19 protein-coding genes are annotated in these 21617 nt (G+C 41.3%); 16 read left to right on the top strand and 3 right to left on the bottom strand.

What is annotated here, in order from left to right; all coding sequences use genetic code 11:
• Window positions 1-22: 22 nt before the first annotated feature.
• From AAC855_RS05450 to AAC855_RS05440, 3 genes are all read right to left on the bottom strand, one after another.
• On the bottom strand, window positions 23-877 hold the full coding sequence (locus AAC855_RS05450; protein WP_340608620.1) for an SPFH domain-containing protein: 855 nt from the start codon (window positions 875-877) through the stop codon (window positions 23-25).
• Window positions 874-1065 carry a hypothetical protein gene (locus AAC855_RS05445; RefSeq protein WP_340608619.1) on the bottom strand — a complete coding sequence of 64 codons (192 nt, stop codon included), beginning with the start codon at window positions 1063-1065 and terminating at the stop codon, window positions 874-876. Before AAC855_RS05445 ends, AAC855_RS05450 begins: the two co-directional genes overlap by 4 nt.
• A gap of 180 nt (window positions 1066-1245) precedes the next feature.
• The gene (locus tag AAC855_RS05440; RefSeq protein ID WP_340608618.1) at window positions 1246-2427 is read right to left on the bottom strand and encodes an MFS transporter; all 1182 of its coding nucleotides are present in this window, start codon (window positions 2425-2427) and stop codon (window positions 1246-1248) included.
• Between the two features lie 113 nt (window positions 2428-2540).
• Here AAC855_RS05440 and AAC855_RS05435 point away from each other — a divergent pair, with 113 nt between their 5' ends.
• The 16 genes from AAC855_RS05435 to AAC855_RS05360 all read left to right on the top strand — a co-directional run bounded on the left by AAC855_RS05435 (window position 2541) and on the right by AAC855_RS05360 (window position 21588).
• Window positions 2541-3449 (top strand): LysR family transcriptional regulator, encoded by a 909-nt coding sequence (locus AAC855_RS05435; protein WP_340608617.1) that lies wholly within the window; start codon window positions 2541-2543, stop codon window positions 3447-3449.
• 126 nt (window positions 3450-3575) lie between these two features.
• A complete protein-coding gene (locus tag AAC855_RS05430; protein WP_340608616.1) occupies window positions 3576-4034 on the top strand; it encodes a GNAT family N-acetyltransferase in 459 nt (152 codons plus the stop codon).
• Between the two features lie 494 nt (window positions 4035-4528).
• A complete protein-coding gene (locus tag AAC855_RS05425) occupies window positions 4529-4978 on the top strand; it encodes a phage tail protein (protein ID WP_340608615.1) in 450 nt (149 codons plus the stop codon).
• Between the two features lie 38 nt (window positions 4979-5016).
• Entirely contained in the window at window positions 5017-6084 is a 1068-nt protein-coding gene (locus tag AAC855_RS05420; RefSeq protein WP_340608614.1) for a phage tail sheath family protein, read from the top strand.
• 25 nt (window positions 6085-6109) lie between these two features.
• On the top strand, window positions 6110-7501 hold the full coding sequence (locus AAC855_RS05415; protein ID WP_340608613.1) for a phage tail sheath family protein: 1392 nt from the start codon (window positions 6110-6112) through the stop codon (window positions 7499-7501).
• A 66-nt stretch (window positions 7502-7567) separates the two neighbouring features.
• A complete protein-coding gene (locus AAC855_RS05410; protein ID WP_340608612.1) occupies window positions 7568-8776 on the top strand; it encodes a phage tail sheath family protein in 1209 nt (402 codons plus the stop codon).
• Between the two features lie 15 nt (window positions 8777-8791).
• A complete protein-coding gene (locus AAC855_RS05405; protein WP_340608611.1) occupies window positions 8792-9250 on the top strand; it encodes a phage tail protein in 459 nt (152 codons plus the stop codon).
• Window positions 9247-9429 (top strand): DUF5908 family protein, encoded by a 183-nt coding sequence (locus AAC855_RS05400; protein ID WP_340608610.1) that lies wholly within the window; start codon window positions 9247-9249, stop codon window positions 9427-9429. The genes AAC855_RS05405 and AAC855_RS05400 overlap by 4 nt, the downstream gene beginning before the upstream one ends.
• A complete protein-coding gene (locus tag AAC855_RS05395) occupies window positions 9426-10112 on the top strand; it encodes a CIS tube protein (RefSeq protein ID WP_340608609.1) in 687 nt (228 codons plus the stop codon). Before AAC855_RS05400 ends, AAC855_RS05395 begins: the two co-directional genes overlap by 4 nt.
• The gene (locus AAC855_RS05390) at window positions 10112-11611 is read left to right on the top strand and encodes a phage baseplate assembly protein V (protein ID WP_340608608.1); all 1500 of its coding nucleotides are present in this window, start codon (window positions 10112-10114) and stop codon (window positions 11609-11611) included. The genes AAC855_RS05395 and AAC855_RS05390 overlap by 1 nt, the downstream gene beginning before the upstream one ends.
• A gap of 10 nt (window positions 11612-11621) precedes the next feature.
• Window positions 11622-12044: a GPW/gp25 family protein gene (locus tag AAC855_RS05385; protein ID WP_340608607.1), complete on the top strand. Its 423-nt coding sequence runs from the start codon at window positions 11622-11624 to the stop codon at window positions 12042-12044.
• Entirely contained in the window at window positions 12041-12466 is a 426-nt protein-coding gene (locus AAC855_RS05380; RefSeq protein ID WP_340608606.1) for a hypothetical protein, read from the top strand. Before AAC855_RS05385 ends, AAC855_RS05380 begins: the two co-directional genes overlap by 4 nt.
• 186 nt (window positions 12467-12652) lie before the next feature.
• Complete coding sequence (locus AAC855_RS05375; protein WP_340608605.1) at window positions 12653-14824, top strand: baseplate J/gp47 family protein; 2172 nt, start codon at window positions 12653-12655, stop codon at window positions 14822-14824.
• Between the two features lie 16 nt (window positions 14825-14840).
• Entirely contained in the window at window positions 14841-17741 is a 2901-nt protein-coding gene (locus AAC855_RS05370; protein WP_340608604.1) for a hypothetical protein, read from the top strand.
• Window positions 17742-17801: 60 nt separating this feature from the next.
• Window positions 17802-19070: a tail fiber protein gene (locus tag AAC855_RS05365; protein WP_340608603.1), complete on the top strand. Its 1269-nt coding sequence runs from the start codon at window positions 17802-17804 to the stop codon at window positions 19068-19070.
• Between the two features lie 70 nt (window positions 19071-19140).
• Window positions 19141-21588 (top strand): contractile injection system tape measure protein, encoded by a 2448-nt coding sequence (locus AAC855_RS05360; RefSeq protein WP_340608602.1) that lies wholly within the window; start codon window positions 19141-19143, stop codon window positions 21586-21588.
• Window positions 21589-21617: the final 29 nt, after the last annotated feature.

The following is a 21617-nucleotide window of genomic DNA, read 5'->3' as shown; positions in this document are numbered from 1 at the left end:
AAGCGCCTTCCTTTTTTATTGATTATTTCTTTTTCTCTACCTGAAGGAATGGCATAGGAGCACCGCTGCCTAAATATTGAGGCATTACGCCATCCCATTTATTTACGGCTTCCAGTTGCAAAACTTCTGGGTTTTTACGGAGTGCTTCACCGCGTAATGCGATGGCATCCGCTTCAGCCAGCGCTTTTAACCTGATGGATTCCGCTTGTCCACGAGCTTCTTCAATCATTTTATCGGCTTCCGCTTTAGAGCGCTCAACCTCATTTTTACGCATCTGCGCTTCTTGAACGGCTCTGTTTTTCTTATTGATTGCATCAATCACTTCATTTGGATAATCCATTTTACCAAGCCAGCTCACTTTCTGGATCTCAATACCTACAGGCTCCAATTGTTTACGCAAGTCAGTTGTTACTGACTCCAGTAATTGCGTTTTTCCACCAGAAGATAATTTATCAATATCCATTTTTGAGCCATGATTGATTAAAGAGTCAGCAATTAATTGGCGGATATTGCTATCGGTAATTTCTTTAACACCGGCTCGATAAGTCTTAAATACTTCAACGACTTTGTCTTCTATTACGCGATATTCTATGCCAACAGATGCGCTGACTGACATAGAATCGGATGTTTGAAACAAAAACGGATCTTGATATTGGTGTAATTGCTTAAATAGAGGAAACAAATAAACTTCCTCGTTCCAACTTAGCCAATATTTCCCTGTACCTAATTTTTCGTTTTGTACTCCCTTATCTGAACCATACAAATCGACTTTGATCCCTACATTTCCGGCGGGTACCTTCGCCCGCTCACAGCCAGCTAATCCTACTGCAATAAGTGAAACTAATATTGTTTTAATAATTCCCTTTCTAATATTCATTTATTTTTACTCCATTTTATTAGTTTTTTGATGGTGAAATAGAGGATTGCAGGCACCACAAATAAAATAATGATAATTGCTATAACTACAGATAAATCACTTTTAGCTGAAAATAGTGTTGGAGTGACACCAAAGACTAAAAATAAGGATAATAATAGACTTGTAGTTATTAATAGATATTGCTTCATATTAATCTTCTCCATGATTAAGCGGCTATATTTTTATATTTTTTTATCAATAAGTAAATGGAAAAGTTAAATCCAGTTTATGTCAGTCTTTTAAATTAAAAGAAATAGGGTTTAAAAATTAAAGAGGCAACGTTAGAGTGACAAGGTCAATCAAGTCTGATTGACCTTGAACATAAATACCTAATGTCTTTGTCGGGCTACCCACGGCATCATGAAAATAGCTATTGCAGCAATACCGGCTGCTACATAGCCGATATTGCTTAATCCCCACTCAGAAATCACTAATCCACCAATGATTGCTCCTAAACCAGTACCGGCATTAGCGGCGGAAACATTCAAAGTACCCGCTAGCGCCTGTGCATGTGAAGCAGATTTCATAACCCGAACCTGACAGATGGGAAACAAGGCTGTGTAAGCTATACCCCATAGTGACAAAGATAACCCTAGCTGAAATAAAGAGCCGGATAGAAGAACGCTGCAAACCATTCCTATACTCAACAGTAATGTGAATATCATCGTAATACCGAGCGGATTACGATCTACAAAACGACCACCTAGCCAGTTGCCGATTAATCCAATAGCCCCAAACCCCATTAACCACCACCCGACATATGCTGGTTTTACTCCGGCTATACGCTCTAATGTATCGGCTAAATACGTATAAGCTGTAAACATGGCAGTAAAGATAACTACAGATAGAATAACATTGGCTACAAATTGAGGATTTTTTAGAATAATTATTTGTTCTTTAATCCTGAGTTTTTCTGGCAGCGCAATGGTCGGCATGAAGATTAACATGAGGATTGCCATTAAAAAGGACATGCCTGCTAATCCCCAGAATGTACCTCGCCATCCGATATAATCTGATGCAAGAGTACCTAATGGGATACCTAATAATAATGCAGCAGAGATGCCCAGATAAACTTGTGATATGGCACGGCCCGCAAGTTTAGGGCCAACTATTTGCCCGGCGGTTTCACTGGCTGTTCCCCAGAAGACAGGCAACATTAGGGCCGGAATAAATCGGGCAACAGCAAGCACCCAGATATTAGGAGCAATAGCAGCCAGAGCATTTGTAGCAGCAAAGATCAGTAGAATGGTAACGAATAGTCTCTTTCGTTCTATATGAGACAGTAAGACCGTTAGCACTGGCCCACACAACATCACCGTAAATGCAAACAGCGTAACAAGTTGTCCGGCAACTGAAATTGAAACATTCAGATCCCGTGCTAAAGCCGGTAAAAGCCCGACGATTAAATATTCAGTAGTTACTATAACAAAAGCTGCGATAGCCAGAATAGTAATAGAAAAACGGCTCCGATTGGCCGATTTTGTAGTAATTGCTGTTGAATAAGAAGACATTAAAAGCTCCTACACAGTTCAAAGGTTCTACCTAGTTTATTGGAAAAAATAAATCTTATATTTGGTTTATTTTCATACTATTATGGAATTTAAATCCATAATAGAGTTTTGATATGACACCTTTCGAACGTTTTAAAGGTATAGAAGCTTTTGTCGTCACGGTAGATACAGGAAGTTTCACTGCGGCAGGGCAGCGATTAAACTTAACTAACTCTGCAATCAGCAAGAGTGTGGCTCGTTTGGAAGAGCGACTGGGTACACGTCTGTTTGAACGTACAACTCGCAGATTGGCGCTGACAGATGCAGGAAGTGCTTTCTACCGTACTTGTGTTCGTGTACTTGCTGATTTGAAAGAAGCAGAGATTGTTCTCAGTACCCGATTCCGAGAACCCGTGGGTCGGCTGCGGTTAGATGCGCCAGCGACATTTGGCCGGTTGAATGTTTGGCCACTATTATTAAGTCTTACAGAGCAGTATCCTCACTTACAACCACATGTTTCGCTCACTGATCGGTTTGTTGATTTAATTGACGAAGGTATTGATATAGCGGTGCGAATTGGCGGCCCGGAGCATTGGCCTTCTTCACTGGGACATCGGTATCTTGGTAGCGAGCGCCTGATTTTCTGCGCTTCCCCTGCTTATCTGGCTAAATATGGTACACCAACATCGGTAAATGAGTTGATTCGTCATGATTCTGTACTTTATGGTAAGGCCGATGGAAGTACCAGCCCTTGGTTGATTACTAATCATGCAGGATTAGTTGAACGTAAAACGATGGAAGGCCGGATCATTGTTGGTAATGGTGAAGCTCAGGTAAGTGCGGTTAAAGCAGGATATGGTATTGCACAGTTAGCAACATGGATAGTGCGTGATGATATAAAGCGCGGTGAATTAATTACAGTATTGCCGGAATTAACAACTGATGGATTACCACTTCATTTAGTATGGCCAGTTGGGCGACAATTATTACCTAAAGTAGATATTGTCTTGGAATTATTAAGCAAAGAACTGAGAATTACTTAACCCAAATTCCTTATCAAGAATTTGGGTTAAGTACCAGATTGAATTGTAATATTGCTTCATCACTTAGTCATTATGATTTTTACGATAAAAATCAAATAGTATAGCTTTTATTTAAGGGGCGTTATCATGAGCAATAACTTATTACCGGTTACTGTTGAATTTGTTTCTCCTGAACATTATTCACAATGGTTGGTTTATTGGCAGGCATATCAGGATTTTTATAAAGTTAATTTAGCGAAAAATATTACTGAAAAGACGTGGGCCAGATTTTTTGATGTAAAAGAACCCATGCACTGTGCGGTCGCGTTAGAGGGCGACCAAATACTTGGTTTTGTTCATTACCTTTATCACCGTGCTACATGGTCTGAAACTGATTTTTGTTATCTTGAAGATCTCTTTGTTTCACCGGAGTTCAGAGGGCGTCATATCGGTAAAAAGCTGATTGAATTTGTTCAATATGAAGCCCAAAAACAACATTGTGGGCGGTTATACTGGCATACTCATGAAACGAATTTGCGTGGTCAACGCCTTTATAACTGGGTGGCTGAAAAGTCAGGTATGATTGAATATCGTATGCCATTGTAATTGGTTTTTTTAAATAAACATGCCGATCTTTAAGGTCGGTATTTTTCTTTAACAAAAGAAAAACAATTTAATAATTTAATACTTCAAATTTCTTCCCGGTTTAATTCCTCCATTTATTTTCATCATACCTAAATTATCACACTCTAGTTTCCATTTATGATTAATTTTATTTCGGGTTAATTTTTGATTGGTGTTTTCAATTTATTCATTAAATCATTTTTGATGGTTATTAAATGTTATTAAACGACACGGAAATTAATTTATTAATTCGAAAAAGTAAATTTGCATAAAAAGCAATTTGCATTATTGGCAATGTACTCAATATAAAATTTTCGGCACGATCAATGCCGATATAAAACTAACAACGCTACAAAAATTTTTTCAGAAGAAAGTTTACTTTCATTTTGTGGCGGTAGCTTTATCTAAATAAATATTTTTCTACATCCTATGTAATTTAATCAACCATAACCACTTTTATTTAAAGAGAGGCTATTATGTCTACAAGTACGTCTCAAATTGCTGTTGAATATCCTATTCCTTCTTATCGTTTTGTTGTTTCTGTTGGCGGTGAACAGATCCCATTCAATAGCGTTTCAGGTCTGGATATTACTTATGACACCATAGAGTACCGTGATGGTGTAGGTAATTGGTTCAAAATGCCAGGCCAACATCAACCTATTAATATTACCCTGCGTAAAGGTGTTTTTCCGGGTAAAACTGAGTTATTTGACTGGATTAATTCTATCCAACTTAATCAAGTTGAGAAAAAAGATATTACCATTAGCTTAACCAATGATGCAGGTTCTGAATTATTAATGACCTGGAATGTCGCTAATGCTTTCCCTACTTCATTAACGTCTCCTTCCTTTGATGCTACCAGCAATGATATTGCCGTTCAGGAAATTACGCTGGCAGCCGATCGCGTCACTATGCAGGCTAATTGAGGCATTGATAGTTAATCATTCCATATAAGGGATTTTTTATGATAACAGTTACCAGTTACCCCGGTGTTTATATAGAAGAATTAAATAATCTGGCGCTATCTATATCCAATAGTGCTACAGCCGTTCCTGTTTTTGCAGTGAATAAAGATAATAATTTTATTGCCGAAAACACTGCATTCCGAATTAATTCCTGGATGGAGTATCTTAATAAAGTATCAGACAATTTTGATGCAGAAGATAAATTGTCAGTTTCTCTGCGGGCTTATTTTACCAATGGCGGAGGTTATTGTTATCTCATCAAGACCAGTAACTTAGAAAAAGTGATTCCAACCTTAGATGATGTCACTTTGTTGGTTGCTGCGGGTGAAGACATCAAAACAGCCGCAGCAACTTTATGTCAGCCGGGAAAAGGATTATTTGCCATTTTTGATGGCCCTGAAGAAGCATTGACTACCACGAATGCGGAAGCAATCAAGGGTAAATATGACGCTACCGCATTCGCTGCTGTTTACTACCCGTGGCTGAAAGCGGATTGGGCAAAAATTACCATTCCACCGAGTGCGGCTATGGCAGGCGTTTATGCCTCTGTCGATCTCTCCCGTGGTGTCTGGAAAGCCCCTGCCAATATTGCATTGAAAGGCGGGTTGGAACCGGCATTTTTGGTCACGGATGAAGTTCAGGGGGCATATAACGCCAAGCGCGCCATCAATATGATTCGAACTTTCAGTAATACCGGCACCACCGTCTGGGGGGCAAGAACGCTGGAGGACAGTGACAACTGGCGCTATGTTCCTGTGCGTCGTTTATTCAATACTGTTGAACGAGATATTAAGCGTGCTATGAGTTTTGCCATGTTTGAGCCTAACAGCCAACCAACGTGGGAACGTGTCAGAGCAGCAATCAACAATTATCTTCATAGCCTGTGGCAACAAGGCGGATTGGCGGGCAGCAAAGAAGAAGCTTATTTTGTGCAGATTGGTAAGGGAATTACGATGACAGCAGACCAAATTAATCAGGGGAAAATGGTAGTCAAAGTGGGTCTGGCTGCGGTTCGACCGGCGGAATTTATCATCCTCCAATTTACGCAAGATGTAGAACAGCGTTAATCACATTGATTGATGAGGAATTATCATGCCAGCTAATCTAAAAACGCCCGGCGTTTATATTGAAGAAGAGGCTTCCCTTGCATTGTCGGTCAGCAACAGTCCCACCGCTGTGCCTGTTTTTATTGGTAAGTTTACTCCAAACACGGTAGAGCCAATCCAAGCCTGTATCCGTATCAGCAATTGGCTTGAATTTACTTCCGTTTTTTCTTTGGCGCCAGTGACAGACATTGTTATCAAATCAAGCCTCCCTTCTGATAGTGGAACAAAAAAAGAAGCGCAAGAAACACCTGAGGTTCAGGCTCTTTCTGCTTCTGTTGCTGAAGGAGAAACCAAAAAATGGATTCACAGTATTGAGAGAATTAATCAATCTCTGGCCGTAGAAGCCCTGAGGCTCTATTTTCAAAATGGGGGAGGAGCCTGTTATATCTACCCATTAAACAATATTAATAACGAATTGGCCTTGGCAGCCATCGCCGAATTAATTGAACAAAAAGGGGATATAACGCTACTGGTTTGTCCGGAAGCTGAGTGGGATTACAAAAACAAAATTTATGATGCAGCCAGTTCACTACTCAATGATAACAAAGTGGGCTATTTTCTGATTGCAGACAGCTCTGATGGTGAATCGGTACCGAGTTCGGGAACCCGCACCAGAATTGCCGCTTATTATCCCCAGTTGGAAACCAGCCTGACATTCTCTGCCTTACCTGACGATAAGAACGTGATTATCAGTGGATACGAAGATGAATCAGGTAAGGATAAGCTGAAAAATCTGGAGCAACTCAGGAAAAAAAATGAGGCGCTGGCGCAGAATATTGATGCCAGATTACAGCAGGAACAACAACGCCAGCTTATTCTTCCTCCCAGTCCCGCCATTGCCGGAATTTATTGTCAAACGGATAACCAGCGTGGTGTCTGGAAAGCCCCTGCCAACACTGCACTTACCGGTATTAAAGGACTGACTGATAAAGTCGATGATGATCGGCAAGGTGCTATGAATGATAAGGGCATCAATGTTATTCGATCATTTACAAACCGTGGTTTTATAGTTTGGGGGGCCCGTACTTGTACGGAGATTAACGACACCAACTGGCGTTACATTCCTACCCGTCGTTTGTTCAATTCCGTTGAACGTGATATCCGTCAGGCACTGCGGGCTGTGTTATTTGAAACCAATAATCAACCGACCTGGATGCGTGCCAAGGTTGCCGTTGACCACTACCTTTATGCTCTCTGGCAAAAAAATGCTCTGATGGGAAATACCCCGGAAGAAGCCTATTTTGTCCGTATCGGTCAGGATATCACCATGTCTGATGCGGATATCAAACAAGGCAAAATGATCATGCAAGTTGGTCTGGCCGCAGTGCGACCGGCTGAATTTATCGTTCTGCAATTTACGCAGGATATCGTTCAGTAATCTCCATGATTAAACCCAAGGCACTGTCGTAACAGTGCCTATCTCACCTGATTAAAGGAGATGATGATGGAAAGAATTCAACCGGGTGTTACCTTAACAGAAAGTATCATCACCACAGGGCAACAGGAAATACCCAGCGCAGTACCTGTATTTATTGGTTATAGCGGCCGTAATCAACAACAAGCAAAAACCGCAGTTCGTATCGACAATCTGGCGGAATATATCCGGCTATTTGGCGAGCATCATTTAATGGCATGGGCCGTCAGGCACTATTTTGATAATGGCGGGCAACAGGCTTTTGTTTTACCACTGCAAGGAAATATACCTTCGGCAAACTTCACCCAAACGGAAGCGGAAGCCCTGATGGCAGCATTAAGCTCCGTCGTGGTGCAAGAAGCTATTGGCGCAGAAACACCGATTACCCTGATTTTGGCACCGGATATTGCTCGACTGAATGACAGCATAATTGATGACCAACAAATTTTATCCAATTTATGGTCTGAAGGCTGGATGGTATTGCTGCAATTGAGTCAGGTTCGTTCTAATCTCTTTGTGCTGCTGGATGCGCCGGATGGGATTAAGCAGGCAGAGGAATGTTTGAAAGATCTCTCGTCAGCTTATCGCCAATGGGGTGCTGCCTATTGGCCTCGTCTGGAAACGGCGTATCGGGATATATCCGGCTCCCAAAATATCGTGCTCTCGCCTACTGCGGCTATCGCAGCACTTATCCAATATACGGATAGAGAAGTTGGTGTATGGAAAGCGCCCGCCAATATTGCCCTGTCTCAGGTTATCCGACCGGTTAAGTCGTATCTTCAGGGGAGTGCATTGTTTAACAGCAATGGGACTTCTCTCAATGTGATCCGTACTTTCCCCGGCAAAGGTATACGCGTATGGGGATGTCGCACACTGGAAAACACAGATAACACGCCGTGGCGTTACCTGCAAACACGACGTCTGGTTTCTTATGTCACCGTGCATCTGGCGCAATTGGCCCGCATGTATATCTTTGAGCCTAATAACGAACTGACATGGATGAAATGCAAGGGGCAAAGTTATAACTGGTTGCGGCAACTGTGGTTACAGGGGGGGTTATACGGTTCACGGGAAGATGAGGCATTTACTGTGTTGTTAGGCGTCAATGAAACGATGACCGAAGAGGATATCCGAACAGGAAAAATGATCATGAAAGTCGCCTTAGCCGTATTATCTCCCGCTGAATTTATCGAGATCAGTTTGGTATTTGATACCCAAACGGGCGCGCTTTTATCTTAAAAAGGAAAGAGCACCATGACCGATTTTTACACTCCCGTGGTATCCCACCGTTTTATGGCAAGTTTTATTTTTAATGGCATTCCTAATCCACTGGATATCCGCTTTCAGCGTATTGCTGGCCTGAACCGGGAACTTCAGGTCACCCAGCACAGTCAAGGCGGTGAAAACGCCCGTAATAACTATCTGGCTGAAAAGATCCAGCACGGCACATTAACGCTGGAGCGTGGTGTGATGACAGTTTCTCCTTTGACTCTGATGTTTGACCGTGTATTGCGTGGGGAAAATATCGCCTATGCGGATGTGGTGATTATGCTGTTAAACGAAAATTCATTGCCCTTATCCAGTTGGATATTAAGCAATGCCTTACCGGTACGCTGGCAGACCAGCGATTTTGATGCGAACAGTAATGCCATTCTGGTGAATACCCTTGAACTGCGTTATCAGGATATGTGCTGGCTGGGAGTCAAAGTATGACAATCGAAATCAGAGAATTAATTATTCAGGCAAAAGTGGTTTCATCAATGCCGTCAGCTGGCTCAGATCAACAAAGTTATTCTTTGATTCAGGAAAGTCTGGATGAGGCAGCCTTAGTTGAAAAAATTAAACGCGAAGTGCTGGCTGCATTACGCGATGAGGAAAGGTGGCGCTCATGAGTTTAATTGAACGCGGTTTAGCAAAGCTGACTATTAACGCTTATAAAGACAGAGAAGGAAAAATACAGGCAGGCACCATTCAGGCCATGTATAACCCTGATTCTCTGCAATTGGATTACCAAACGGATTACCAACAATCTCTGGCAATTAATAGTGAAAAACAGAGTAACATTTATGTACAGGCCAAGCCCGCCGGGTTATCCCTTGAGCTGATTTTTGACGCCACAATGCCGGACAATAAAACTCCGATTGAAACTCAGTTAATGCAACTCAAGCAATTGTGCAGCGTGGATGCCACCAGTTATGAGACGCAATTCCTGCAAATCAAGTGGGGAAAAATGCGTTGGGAAAATCGCGGCTATTTTGCCGGCAGGGCGAAAGGATTGTCGGTGAATTATACCTTGTTTGATCGTGATGCCACACCTTTGCGGGCACGGGTCATCCTGACACTGGTGGCGGATGAAAGTCTGGTTTTACAGGAGACAGAACAAAACCTGAAATCACCGTCGCAAATTGCTCTACGGGTACAGGATGGCGTTTCACTGGCTATGATGGCGGCCAGTACGGCATCAACGCTGTCTGGCGGTGTTGATTACCTGACACTGGCCTCACAGAACGGTCTAGATAATCTTAACGGATTTCAACCGGGTGAGATATTGCAGGCCTCCAGAGGAAATTCCTGATGAACCATCAACTGAAAATCATTGCCGATGGTAAAGAGTTGTTCTTGCTGGCTGTCGTTGATGCCGATACCAACTTCCGTGTTAACAACATTCCTTCCGCAACATTGAAACTCAGCTTACCGGACAGGCCACTTTCCTCTTTTAGTCAGGCGGATGTACAGGCTGAACTGGCTCATTGTCAGACAGGGAAAACCCTGTTTCTGGAATTGATTGACGGTGGACAAAAATCAGTGCTGTTTAGCGGCCAGATTAGCCGTAACTCCCTGAAGGTTAAAAATAAGCAATTATTGCTGACTCTGGTTGTCCGGCATCGATTGCAACTGATGGCAGATACTCAACATTCGCAGTTGTTTAAAGCCAGTAGCGAAAAAACCATTCTGAATACCTTGTTGAATCAGGCGGGTATCAAGGCACGTTTTGAGCAGATAGCGGCATTGGATCAAAAGCATGAACAGATGGTGCAGTTTCGTTGTTCAGACTGGTATTTTCTGTTGTGTCGGTTATCGGCAACGGGTGTATGGCTGTTACCCACGATAGAAGGCGCTCAGCTTGCCCAACCTAATACTCTGCAATCCAATCCAACCCATATCCTGAAAAGTCGTGGAGATGAGGAAAAAGATATCCTCGTCAGGGATGCCAGCTGGCAATTTGATAACTACCTTAATCCAGCTTCGTTGGAAGTCAGTGGTTGGGATATTAATAAGCAACAAGAGTTATCAGGGGGTCGCCACAGCAGTATTGCTGTGGGCAAAGCAGCTCTCTCCCCTGACAGGCTAGGATCTTTAAATAAAACAAACTGGGATATTCGCTACAGCAGCCCGTTAACCACTCAAGAAAGTGGCTATCTCGCACAGGGACTCTTACTGAATCAGCGCATTTCCGCTGTTACAGGAGAGTTTCTGCTTAAAGGTAATGGGCGTTATCAGTTAGGAGACAATATTCAATTAACGGGATTCGGTTCACAATTGGATGGTACTGCAAGCATTACTGCGGTTCGCCACCATTTTAACCGACAAATTGATTGGGAAACCACGGTGAGTATTGGCTTGCAACAGGAATATCTGCCGATGCTACCCGATGCCACCGAACTCCATATTGCGACTGTCGCCAAGTATCAGCAGGACAAAGCTGCCCTGAACCGCATTCCGATTATTCTGCCGGTACTGAATCGTCCGAATGAATTCTTGTGGGCCAGATTGGGGAAACCTTACGCCAGTCACGAAAGTGGTTTCTGTTTTTATCCAGAACCCGGTGACGAAGTCATTGTCGGTTTTTTTGAACATGATCCACGTTATCCGGTCATTCTGGGGGCAATGCACAATCCGAAAAATAAAGCACCTCTAGAACCCACACAAGATAATCAGGAAAAAGCGCTGGTGGTGAAAAAAGAACTGACGCTGAAAGGGCAGACCATGAATGCCGAAATGGTCAAATCACTTAATCTGTCTGGCAAGGACAGTGTTGAGATCAAAGGCCGTAAAATTAATCTTACCCAGTGAAAGGTGAATAATGGAAAACCAAATACTGACACAACTCTACGGTCGTGGCTGGGCTTTTCCTCCCGCATTTTCCCTTGAAAAAGGGGTGAAAATGGTAGAAGGGGCAGAAGATGTGCGACAAAGTTTGCACATTCTATTCAAAACTGAACCGGGAGAACGCCTGATGCGCGAAAATTATGGCTGCGGATTAAATGACTTTATGTTTGAAAATATCCGCAACGAATTATTTGCTGAAATTGAGTCTCATATTCATGACAGCGTATTGCGTTATGAATCACGGGCGGATATTACCGATATTCAGGTTCGTCAGTCGCCAAATAATCAAAGTACCTTACAAGTAAAGGTAATGTATCGCCTGCGGGGAAGTGATATCCATCAGCAGATTCAGGGAACAGTGGCGCTGAGCGAAGGCCGGGGGATGGAGGCATCATGAGTGGAGCCATTGTAACAGATGGTGACACACTACAGTTTGAGCCTCAATTTGGGTATCGACAGGTGAAAGTTACCATCCCCGGCAAGATTAGTGGTACAGGTCATGCACAGGTCAACGGTAAAAAAGTTTGCATTTTGGGGGATGAGAAACGGGTTACTGTTTCTGCGACTTATACCACAATAACCCACATGACACCGGGAATGGGCACCCTGACTATCAGTATGTTAGATGCCAGCCAGCTGGCTCTTCAATGTACCAGTGGTGCCATCTTAATGATTAAAGGAAAAAAATTTATGGCTATGTTTACGCCTAAAGTTCCGGCCATGAATAATACAGTGATTCCGCCACAACCGGATATTATGGTACCTACATTAGGTACAGGAAGTTTTATCACTCAACAAAATTTTGCCACCGTAAATTAAGGTATTGGCTGAATTTTATATATCTAAAATACAAATGGTATATACACAATGGATTTCAAGATGCGTCGCAGCCAACAAAGAGGCCGCTTGAAAGACGAAGGATATAGAAATTAAATGGTGTGAATAACTATATATTCACAAAAGAATCTATTCACAAAAGAATCGCTGTGCCATACAGGTGATATTATGGAATTAACTGAGTTAAATAAAAAATTGTCAGACTTGGTGCCGATGAGCGATTTTAAATTAGATAATCGAACCAGTTTGCAATTGCTCCAATATATTGAAGAATACACCAAAATAATTCCTTTTAATGAAATCTCGGCTAATGAAGAACATAAACATTGGAATGATTTTTTCTTTATGGCAGAGAATACGCCAGAAAAACTTACCGAATTATATCAAGGAAAAGTTACAACCAATAAAGAGTTATTACCTCATCAGGCTTTTCTATTGGCAATATTACGATTATTAGAAACACCCATATCTTTATTTAATGCCTTACCTGCAACTCATCGCAATCTTTATTATCGGGCACTGTTAGGATTATCTCCCCGTCTGGCACAACCTGATCAAGTCGCCTTATCTGTGGAACTGAATGGTACTGTCGCAGAACAGCTGCTCACTAAAGGCACCTTATTTGAAGCGGGACAAGATGAACAAGGCAATCACCTGAAATATGCGCTGGACGCCAGTTTGCTGGCGAATCGTGGCTATATCAGTGAATTATACTGGTTACGTAAAAAAGAAAAAAATCGATGGGTAACCTCTGCACCATGGGATTCACAGACACAATCATCATTACCCTCTGCCGGAATACGGTTATTCAGCGAAACTAATTCGGATAAATCTGTACAGGGTGGTGTACTAATCACGTCGAAACTTTTGGCGATGGAAGAAGGAACAAGAGAGATAACGGTTACCTTTGAAAAAAGTATTAGTAGTCAATATCTGGTGGCACAAATCAGCAGTGGAAACCAATGGTTAACTTTGACGGCTAGGGGAAAAGGAACAGAAATCATATTCACACTTTCCGATCAAGAGCCAGCAACCAGTGCGCCAGAAGATTTGGATAAGCTTGTTTTCAAGGAACCGGTGCTCAGGATACAGGGAAAAAACAGCCCACCATTGCCAACGATAACAACCCTCAAGATACAAGGTATAGCTGAAGTACCATTCCAGACATATTACCTCACCCCGTTTGGCTATGGCCTTGATATTGAACCGCTGGAAGAACATCCCACATTATACCTTGGTATCACTGATATCGAGCCGGGACAAAACGTATCGTTATATTGGAAATTAAAAGCACCACAGCAACCCGAAAAAGTTTCTTGGTATTACCTGAATCAAAAGAATCAATGGATTGCATTGGATGCTTGGGTTAATGATGAAACCCAACATCTGTATCAAGATGGTATCTGGCAAGTTGCCCTGCCCGCAGATGCTTCCAAACAGGCCACCCAAATGCCAGAGAAGCGCTATTGGTTAAAAGCCGTTGTGGCAATACCCACTCCTAAAGGCTCATGGGGGAAAAACCCGTGGTTATACGGCCTGATCTATAACGCGATGACCGCAACATTAGTGAACACCGATAGCATCAGTAGTAACCATTTCTCAGCACCATTACCGGCAGGCACGATCCAACGCCCGGTTGCCCCCATCATTACAGTCGCTTCAGTTAACCAGCCTTGGGCATCATGGAATGGACGTGTACCGGAATCCTATCACGCTTTTTTTGAACGGGGAGCACAACACCTGTCCCACCGTAACCGAGCCTTAACCTGGGGCAATATGGCAACACTGTTAAAAGAGCGTTATGTCAGCATTTTTGATGTTAAATACCCCGGCAATGATGAACTCACCCGAGTACCCGCGTTAGAGAAGCAACAACTGACGATCATTCCGGCTAATCGATACAACGACAGTGATGACCCTCTGCGGCCGGTGTTAAATCTGACACGCCTGCAAGGAATGGCACAGTGGTTACAGCAAAAAGGTTCTCTCTGGGCTGAGATTGAGATCAGCAACCCTAAATACGTTGATGTGAAAATCAATTACGACGTGATTTTTAAACCAGACGTTAACGAAGATTTTGGTTATCGCCAGCTACGACAGCAACTCAGTGAGACATATATGCCTTGGAGCGTCGATGAGCAACGTCCCGTTATGTTGCATAACAGCATCAATTATTACCAGTTGCTGGCAACCATTCAACAGCAACCGCTGGTTGAGCGAGTCACTAGTCTGACGCTGAATCGGGCGGATGTGACTAAAGACAGTGATAGCACCACATCAGTAGAAGCCAAAGATAATGAAGTACTGATTTTAGTCTGGGAAGCAGGTGACAAGCTCTAATACTGAGGAAATAACTATGAGTAATCAAGATGTACTGTTTCACAAAGTGAAAGACAATATTCACTTTGATACCTTGCTGGAACAGGCTCATCAGGTCGTTGAGCAACAGGCAGGAAAACTGTGGAGCGACACGGCGGAACACGATCCCGGAATCACTTTTCTGGAAGGGTTCAGCTACTGTGTGTCAGATTTGTCTTACCGCCATACTCTTCCCTTAACAGACTTACTGACACCTGCCCCCAATAAGCAAAAACAGCAAGACGGCATTTTCCCCGCTGAATTTGGTCCCCACAATACACTGACTTGTGGACCAATCACCACCGATGATTATCGAAAAGCATTGCTGGATTTACATAGCAGTGACTGGGCAAAAGAAAAGTCGGCATCAGAGCAGGATAAAGGGGATTTTCTGTTCCGTAACGTGCAGTTAGTCCGTGAGCCGGAAGCGCAACGTTATGCCTATTGGTATGATGCCACTAAGAGGGAATATAGCTTTGTTAGTAGTCAGGATGCGAAAAAGTTTACGTTGCGGGGAAATTACTGGCTTTATCTGGAACCGACACGCCGTACTCAGGAAAATTTGGATAGTGCCATCCAGCAATTAACGGATTTTTTGACCAAGAATCGCAATATTGGTGAATCGGTCAGTCAGATTATCTGGACAAAACCAGCTGATTTTCCGCTAGTACTGGAGATTGAACTGGATGACGAGGTGCAAAATGTCGCGGGTATTTTTGCTGCGGTCTATAGCATAGCAGAACAGTACCTGATGCCTGAAGTGCAGCGTTTCAGTACGGCAGCACTGCAAGATGCGGGAATGCGCAATGATGAAATATTTGAAGGGCCGCAATTAAAACATGGTTGGAGTCCTGAATTACCGACAGCCCGTGATTATACTAAAAAGCTCAACCTCAATCTCAGCCGACTGGTTAATAAGCTGCTTGAGATTAAGGGCGTTCAGAATGTGAATCGTCTTCGTCTGGATGACAGCTTTGACAAAACTTTGATTGAGCCGATTAACAAAGATAGCTGGTCATGGTCAATCAAAAAAGGTTATTACCCTCGTCTTTGGGGGCAAAATCCGCTCCATCAATTGGCACAACATGATGGCCCGTTGCGGGTGATCACCAGAGGGGGGATCCGCGTTACGGCCGATGAAAATCAAATTCGGGCCAATTTACCCAATTCCCCGCTGATCCAAAATAAACCGGTGATCCTGCCTTATGGGCGACACCGCGATGTAGGTAGCTATTATCCCGTCAGTGATACGTTGCCCGCTTGCTATGAATTACAGCAGCCTTTACCTAAAAGTGAGCCCTTATCTGAATGTGAGAATATTCAACGTCAGCGCCTGATACCACTCCATCAATTTATGCTGCCATTTGAACAGCTTCTGGCGTGTGGCTGTCAGCAAATTGCCATGCTGCCAAAATTATTGGCCTTTAAGCGTGAAGGATATGAAGTTTGGGGCGATCAATGGCCATTTAAGCCGGATTCTGTCAGTAATGATGCTCATCAAAATTATGCTCAGGCATTAAAGGAACTACTAAAAAAGATTGCTCATGATAGCGATCATGAATTGGATATTGTTAATTATCTGCTCGGATACTTTGGCACCCAGCGGGCACCGCGTACCTTTATTACCGATATCAATGAGTTTCGCACCATGCAACAAGGTTATCTGGCTCAACAACCGATATTAACTTATCACCGTGCCAATATTCGGATTGATCAGGTTTCATCGCTACAAAAGCGTATTGCAGCCCGCATGGGGTTAGGTAGTGAACTGTTTAAACCGGAACCTGACCTGAGCAAACTGCCTTTTTATCTGGTGGAGCATCGGGCATTGCTGCCCATCAAACCCAACAATCAGTTTGATAAAGAACAGAAACCAGATTCAGTGACAGAAGAGAATCAAGCTAACCAGCATTATTTAATCATTCAGCAAGCCGGTATTAAGGGCAAACTGACTCAAGGGCAAGTGATCAATTTAGTCATCTATGAGGGCGAGCAGAATCAGAACCAATTCACAATATATAGTCAAATGATAGCTAAAGTCGGAGGAGATCAGTTTTGGCTGGATGTGGGTAATAGCACTCAATTGGAATACAATTTGGAACGGGTAATGACTGCTGCCAAAACAAAAAAATTGTTCTGGCAAAATAGCAGGGTCTGGATGGAAGATATGAGTTATCGTCTGGCCTACGCCAGCGACCAGTCCCAAAATGGAAACCCGTTACCTGAAAACCAGCGGCGTTTGTCCCGCACAGCACAGACTCCTTTTCCATCTCTAATTACGGTAGATAATGAAATTATCCTGACCAAAAAATTAGGGGCAGACAGTGTCACACAGGGATATGCGGATATATCAGAAAAATTGTATGCAAAAATTGTCAGTTTTGACCGCATCAAAGGTACCTTAGTTATTGAACGTCAGGAGAATTCGACATTGAAATTTCCTGCTCCGGAAGAAGCATGGGAATATAATTGGCATTTTTCAGGCGAGAAATATGAAACGACAGACCGCTTCTCATTTGTGATTAGTGTCGTGGTAAACAGTGAATTAATTAAAATTTCCGGCGTTGATCCCTACAAATTGGAGGCGTGGATTAAAGAAACGATGCTTACTGAATTTCCTGCCCATATCTCCATGATTATTCACTGGATGGATCAGGAAGCCTTTTTAAATTTTGGTAATACTTATCAGCGTTGGCAAAATAATGGTGCCCCATTAGGCGATGCCGCTTATTCTATTCTTGAAAAATTAACCTTAGGTAAATTACCGGCTTCTTTAAAAGGAATCGGAACAATGCGTATTGCCACGCCGTATCAGAGAGAGGAAGTTGTCGGTAAAAATAATGATCAGTGGAATACCGATAAAATAATCCAGAACGAATTATTTTACGTTCCAAAATAGAACAAATAAAAATACCTACCAATTAAAATTTAATATTCAATATATTTTATGGAGTTAGCCATGAAAGAGATTATTTATTCTGAAAAAATACAAGATCAACAAATATCATCTAATGAAAAAAGTATTGGCCCTGAAACTGATAAATTGAAATATAAATTTAAAGAAGGAAGCATTCCTTTACAAATTGATTTCAGCCAATTAATTGATATTGCGGATATTGGGCGTAAAGCCTGTGGCCAGGCCCCACAACAAAATGGCCCGGGAGCAGGATTAAAGCTGAGTGATGACGGTACGCTGAATTTAAAAATGGGGACTTTTGATCACAGAAATTCAGCGCCATTAGCATTAGAAGAAGATATTTTATCTGTCAGGCTGGGTAGTGGTCTCACTAATAATAGAAGTGATGGAATATCTATTGGTCAGGGACATGGAATTACAGTTCATACAAATAGTATTGCAGTAAAAGTAGCTGGGAATAAAGGATTGGTTGTTGATGGTAATGGCATCGCCATCAAACCGGGCAGCGGAATAAAATTTAACTCAGATGGTGAATTAGAAGCGGCATCGGCAGATTCCAGCATCATAGTTGATAGTTCTGGCATAAAAGTTAAGGCCGGGAGGGGAATTAAGGTTGGTGATGGCCTGGAAGTCCATCTTCATACAGATGGTGGTATCGGTAATAGTTCGTCAGGTATCCGCGTTAAAACGGGTAATGGTATTAAGATAGATGATGATCATATTACCATTGATCCTAATACTGTATTGCCAAAAGGTATGATTACCATGTTTTCAGGTTCAGCCATACCACAAGGCTGGGCATTATGTGATGGAACTAAGGGAACTCCGGATCTAATTGATCGATTTATACTCGGTGGAACCGTTGAAGATATCGGTGGAAAAAGTTCAAAGAGTGCAGCAGGGCAAAAAAATTCTAAATTTTTTATCGTCAATAGCAAAGAAAATGCAACGGAAATAATGGATGTCAGGGTAAATGAAACTAAATTAAATATAAAACAAATACCAAAGCATAAACACATACAAGGTGGAGGGTTCACACAAAATACAGGTTTAAGATATAGTGCAGTATTAAATAATGATCTGAATGATGAAATTAATAACAAGGATCTTAGCGGCTATCGAATAATATATAACTCTACAGAAGAACCGTGGATAAGAACGGTTAATTATGATCATTGGTGGCCTTACACCAGTTCAGCAGGCAGCTCAGAAGGCCATGACCATACTGCATCGACGACTCTTCCTAGCCATACACATCAAGTTAATACAGTATCACCTTACTATATTTTAGCATTTATTATGAAGCTATAAATATTTAACGATGGGCGTTAATGTTTTTCGCCCATTAAAAATATTCACGAAATGTAAAGTGGCGACTATTGTGGAAAAGAATCACAAAATAAAATTCAACAATGTGATTGATAAATTATCAATTTCACTTGAAATAGAAAAACACCATAGTAATAAAATACTTAAAAAGTGTTCTGATCTATTTAAGTTAAAACTTCGTTACTTAATTGATGAGGAAGTGGGACAATGGTCATCACAGGACAATGATAATTCATTGGAAAAAATAGTTTTAAATCTTGGAGAAATTGCTTTCGAAGATTTTGAACAACAATTTATCTGGCGACTGGAAAGAGAATTAAAAAACAAAACCAAAGAGTTAAAAATAAATGTAAAGCACAATATAGATTGTGATTTATTTATTTCAGGAAAAATTAACTCTGCAAGTAAGGATTTATCAAAATCTAAACCTAAGTTTAGTCAATCCAATACATTATGTTCAGAAGAATTCACACTAAATAACATTGATAACTATTTAAATCATGGTTACTGGGAATCATCTATTTTATGTCAACAGGTAAAAAATACTGAGTTCAGTTATTGGTTAATTGAAAATATTAGCCTGCACCCACAACAATGGCTCCCTATGTTAGCTAAACACTGCTTACAACCTGCGGAATTAAACCGATTAATTCAAATTTGCCAACCAGATGTTCTTAGTTTACTAATAAAATTATTTTCTGAAGAAATAGTATCCAAACTTATTAACTCACAAACACAGATAACCATAGATAAAAAGGTGACGCCAGAAAAATTGAGTTTATCTGCAAAATTGAGTTTATCTGCGGAGTATTATCTGAAACATCAGGTTAAACATGCCGTAAAAAAAGAGTTTATTTTACAAACCGAAAATAAACTGACATCGGAGAGAGAGTTTATTGAAAATCGCTTTAATTCGTTAAAGCCAGATAATAAGGGAGTTCATAAGCGAGCAGAAACGATACTAAACGTTAAAAATAAGCTGACATCGAAGAGAGAAATTATTGAAAATAGTGTTGATTCATTAAAGCTGAATAATGATAAATTCCATATGCCAGCAGAAATGGAACTAAACGTTAAAGATAAGCTGGAATCGGAGAGGGGATTTATTGAAAGTAGTGTTGATTTATTAAAGCGGAATAATAATAAACTCCATATACCAGCAGAAACGATACTAAACGTTAAAAATAAGCTGACATCGGAGAGAGAACTTGCTGAAAATAGTTTCAAGTCATTAAAACCGAATAATGATAAATGCCATATTCCATCAGGAACGATACTAAACGTTAAAAATAATCTGAAATCGGAGAGGGAACTTGCTGAAAATAGTTTCAAGTCATTAAAACCGAATAATGATAAATGCCATATTCCAGCAGAAACGATACTAAACGTTAAAAATAATCTGAAATCGGAGAAAAAACTTGTTGAAAATAGTGCTCATTCGTTAAATCCAGATAATAAAGGAATTTATACGCGAGCAGAAACGGTACTAAATGTTAAAAATAAATTGATATCAGAAAAAGATTTTTTTGAAAATGGTGCTAATTCGTTAGAGCCAGATAATAAAGAAATTTATATACCCGCAGAAACGATTATAAACGCTAAAAACAATGTGACATCTGAGAGAGAACAGGCTAGAAATACTTTTAATTCATTAAAGCCAAATAATAATAAAACCCATATACTAACCGAAAGAGCATCACAAACTAAAATTAAGAAAACACCCGTAGTAAATATTATTCAGGATGCGTGTAATCAATTAAAGCCGAGACACAATGAAACCGAAATACAAATAGATGCAGTGCCATCAATATCTCAGCTTACACAAACACACTATCAACCAGCAGCCACGCAGCAGTATGATGGTTTGATAAAAGAGACGCTAAAACAAAATGCTTCAATTTTAAAAAGCAGAGAACAACACAGCGAATTATTAAAACCAGTTTCTTTAGCGCAAATTTCACCCATACAACCTATTAATGGGATTCAAACTTCATCAGCACAATCTGTTTTATCCATCAGCAATGCCGGTTGCATAATTTTATGGCCGTTATTGCCAACATTTTTCCGCACTTTTGATTTATTGGAGAAAAATCAATTTGTCAGTCCTGAAGCGCAAAGGAAAGCTGTCTGTTTACTTGATTGGCTGATTTGGGCCGAAGAAGAAATACCCATATGGCGGTTGACCCTCAATAAAATACTTTGTGGATTACCCATGAATGATAACGCACTTTGGCGTACGCCAGAGCCAGAACAGCAAATCGCCATCAACCAATGGCTGGAAAAAACTGTTGTACAACTTCCGGCCTGGAAAAAAATGGGTGTAAATGATGTGCGGCATTTATTTTTGCAGCGTTCTGGGGAATTAAATGAATTAAACGGTTTAATAAATATTCATATTAAACCCGAAGTTTATGATGTGCTGATAAGCGAATGGTCGTGGCCAATAAATATCGCACATTTTAGCTGGTTGAAATATCCCATCACCATAACATGGTTATAACCATCAAATACAATACATAGTTTGAGTAA

It is taken from the genome of Xenorhabdus bharatensis (genome assembly GCF_037996705.1).
GTDB classification, from domain to species: Bacteria; Pseudomonadota; Gammaproteobacteria; order Enterobacterales; family Enterobacteriaceae; genus Xenorhabdus; species Xenorhabdus bharatensis.
This window is presented reverse-complemented; position numbering and strand designations above follow the sequence as displayed.

Bases quoted from the DNA above. Each gene is read 5' to 3' on its own strand.
- AAC855_RS05400 (WP_340608610.1), top strand. From the start codon at position 9,247: ATGACAATCGAAATCAGAGAATTAATTATTCAGGCAAAAGTGGTTTCA.
- AAC855_RS05390 (WP_340608608.1), top strand. From the start codon at position 10,112: ATGAACCATCAACTGAAAATCATTGCCGATGGTAAAGAGTTGTTCTTG.
- AAC855_RS05420 (WP_340608614.1), top strand. From the start codon at position 5,017: ATGATAACAGTTACCAGTTACCCCGGTGTTTATATAGAAGAATTAAAT.
- AAC855_RS05385 (WP_340608607.1), top strand. From the start codon at position 11,622: ATGGAAAACCAAATACTGACACAACTCTACGGTCGTGGCTGGGCTTTT.
- AAC855_RS05365 (WP_340608603.1), top strand. From the start codon at position 17,802: ATGAAAGAGATTATTTATTCTGAAAAAATACAAGATCAACAAATATCA.
- AAC855_RS05370 (WP_340608604.1), top strand. From the start codon at position 14,841: ATGAGTAATCAAGATGTACTGTTTCACAAAGTGAAAGACAATATTCAC.
- AAC855_RS05405 (WP_340608611.1), top strand. From the start codon at position 8,792: ATGACCGATTTTTACACTCCCGTGGTATCCCACCGTTTTATGGCAAGT.
- AAC855_RS05445 (WP_340608619.1), bottom strand. From the start codon at position 1,065: ATGAAGCAATATCTATTAATAACTACAAGTCTATTATTATCCTTATTT.
- AAC855_RS05410 (WP_340608612.1), top strand. From the start codon at position 7,568: ATGGAAAGAATTCAACCGGGTGTTACCTTAACAGAAAGTATCATCACC.
- AAC855_RS05430 (WP_340608616.1), top strand. From the start codon at position 3,576: ATGAGCAATAACTTATTACCGGTTACTGTTGAATTTGTTTCTCCTGAA.
- AAC855_RS05435 (WP_340608617.1), top strand. From the start codon at position 2,541: ATGACACCTTTCGAACGTTTTAAAGGTATAGAAGCTTTTGTCGTCACG.
- AAC855_RS05380 (WP_340608606.1), top strand. From the start codon at position 12,041: ATGAGTGGAGCCATTGTAACAGATGGTGACACACTACAGTTTGAGCCT.
- AAC855_RS05415 (WP_340608613.1), top strand. From the start codon at position 6,110: ATGCCAGCTAATCTAAAAACGCCCGGCGTTTATATTGAAGAAGAGGCT.
- AAC855_RS05395 (WP_340608609.1), top strand. From the start codon at position 9,426: ATGAGTTTAATTGAACGCGGTTTAGCAAAGCTGACTATTAACGCTTAT.
- AAC855_RS05375 (WP_340608605.1), top strand. From the start codon at position 12,653: ATGGAATTAACTGAGTTAAATAAAAAATTGTCAGACTTGGTGCCGATG.
- AAC855_RS05440 (WP_340608618.1), bottom strand. From the start codon at position 2,427: ATGTCTTCTTATTCAACAGCAATTACTACAAAATCGGCCAATCGGAGC.
- AAC855_RS05425 (WP_340608615.1), top strand. From the start codon at position 4,529: ATGTCTACAAGTACGTCTCAAATTGCTGTTGAATATCCTATTCCTTCT.
- AAC855_RS05450 (WP_340608620.1), bottom strand. From the start codon at position 877: ATGAATATTAGAAAGGGAATTATTAAAACAATATTAGTTTCACTTATT.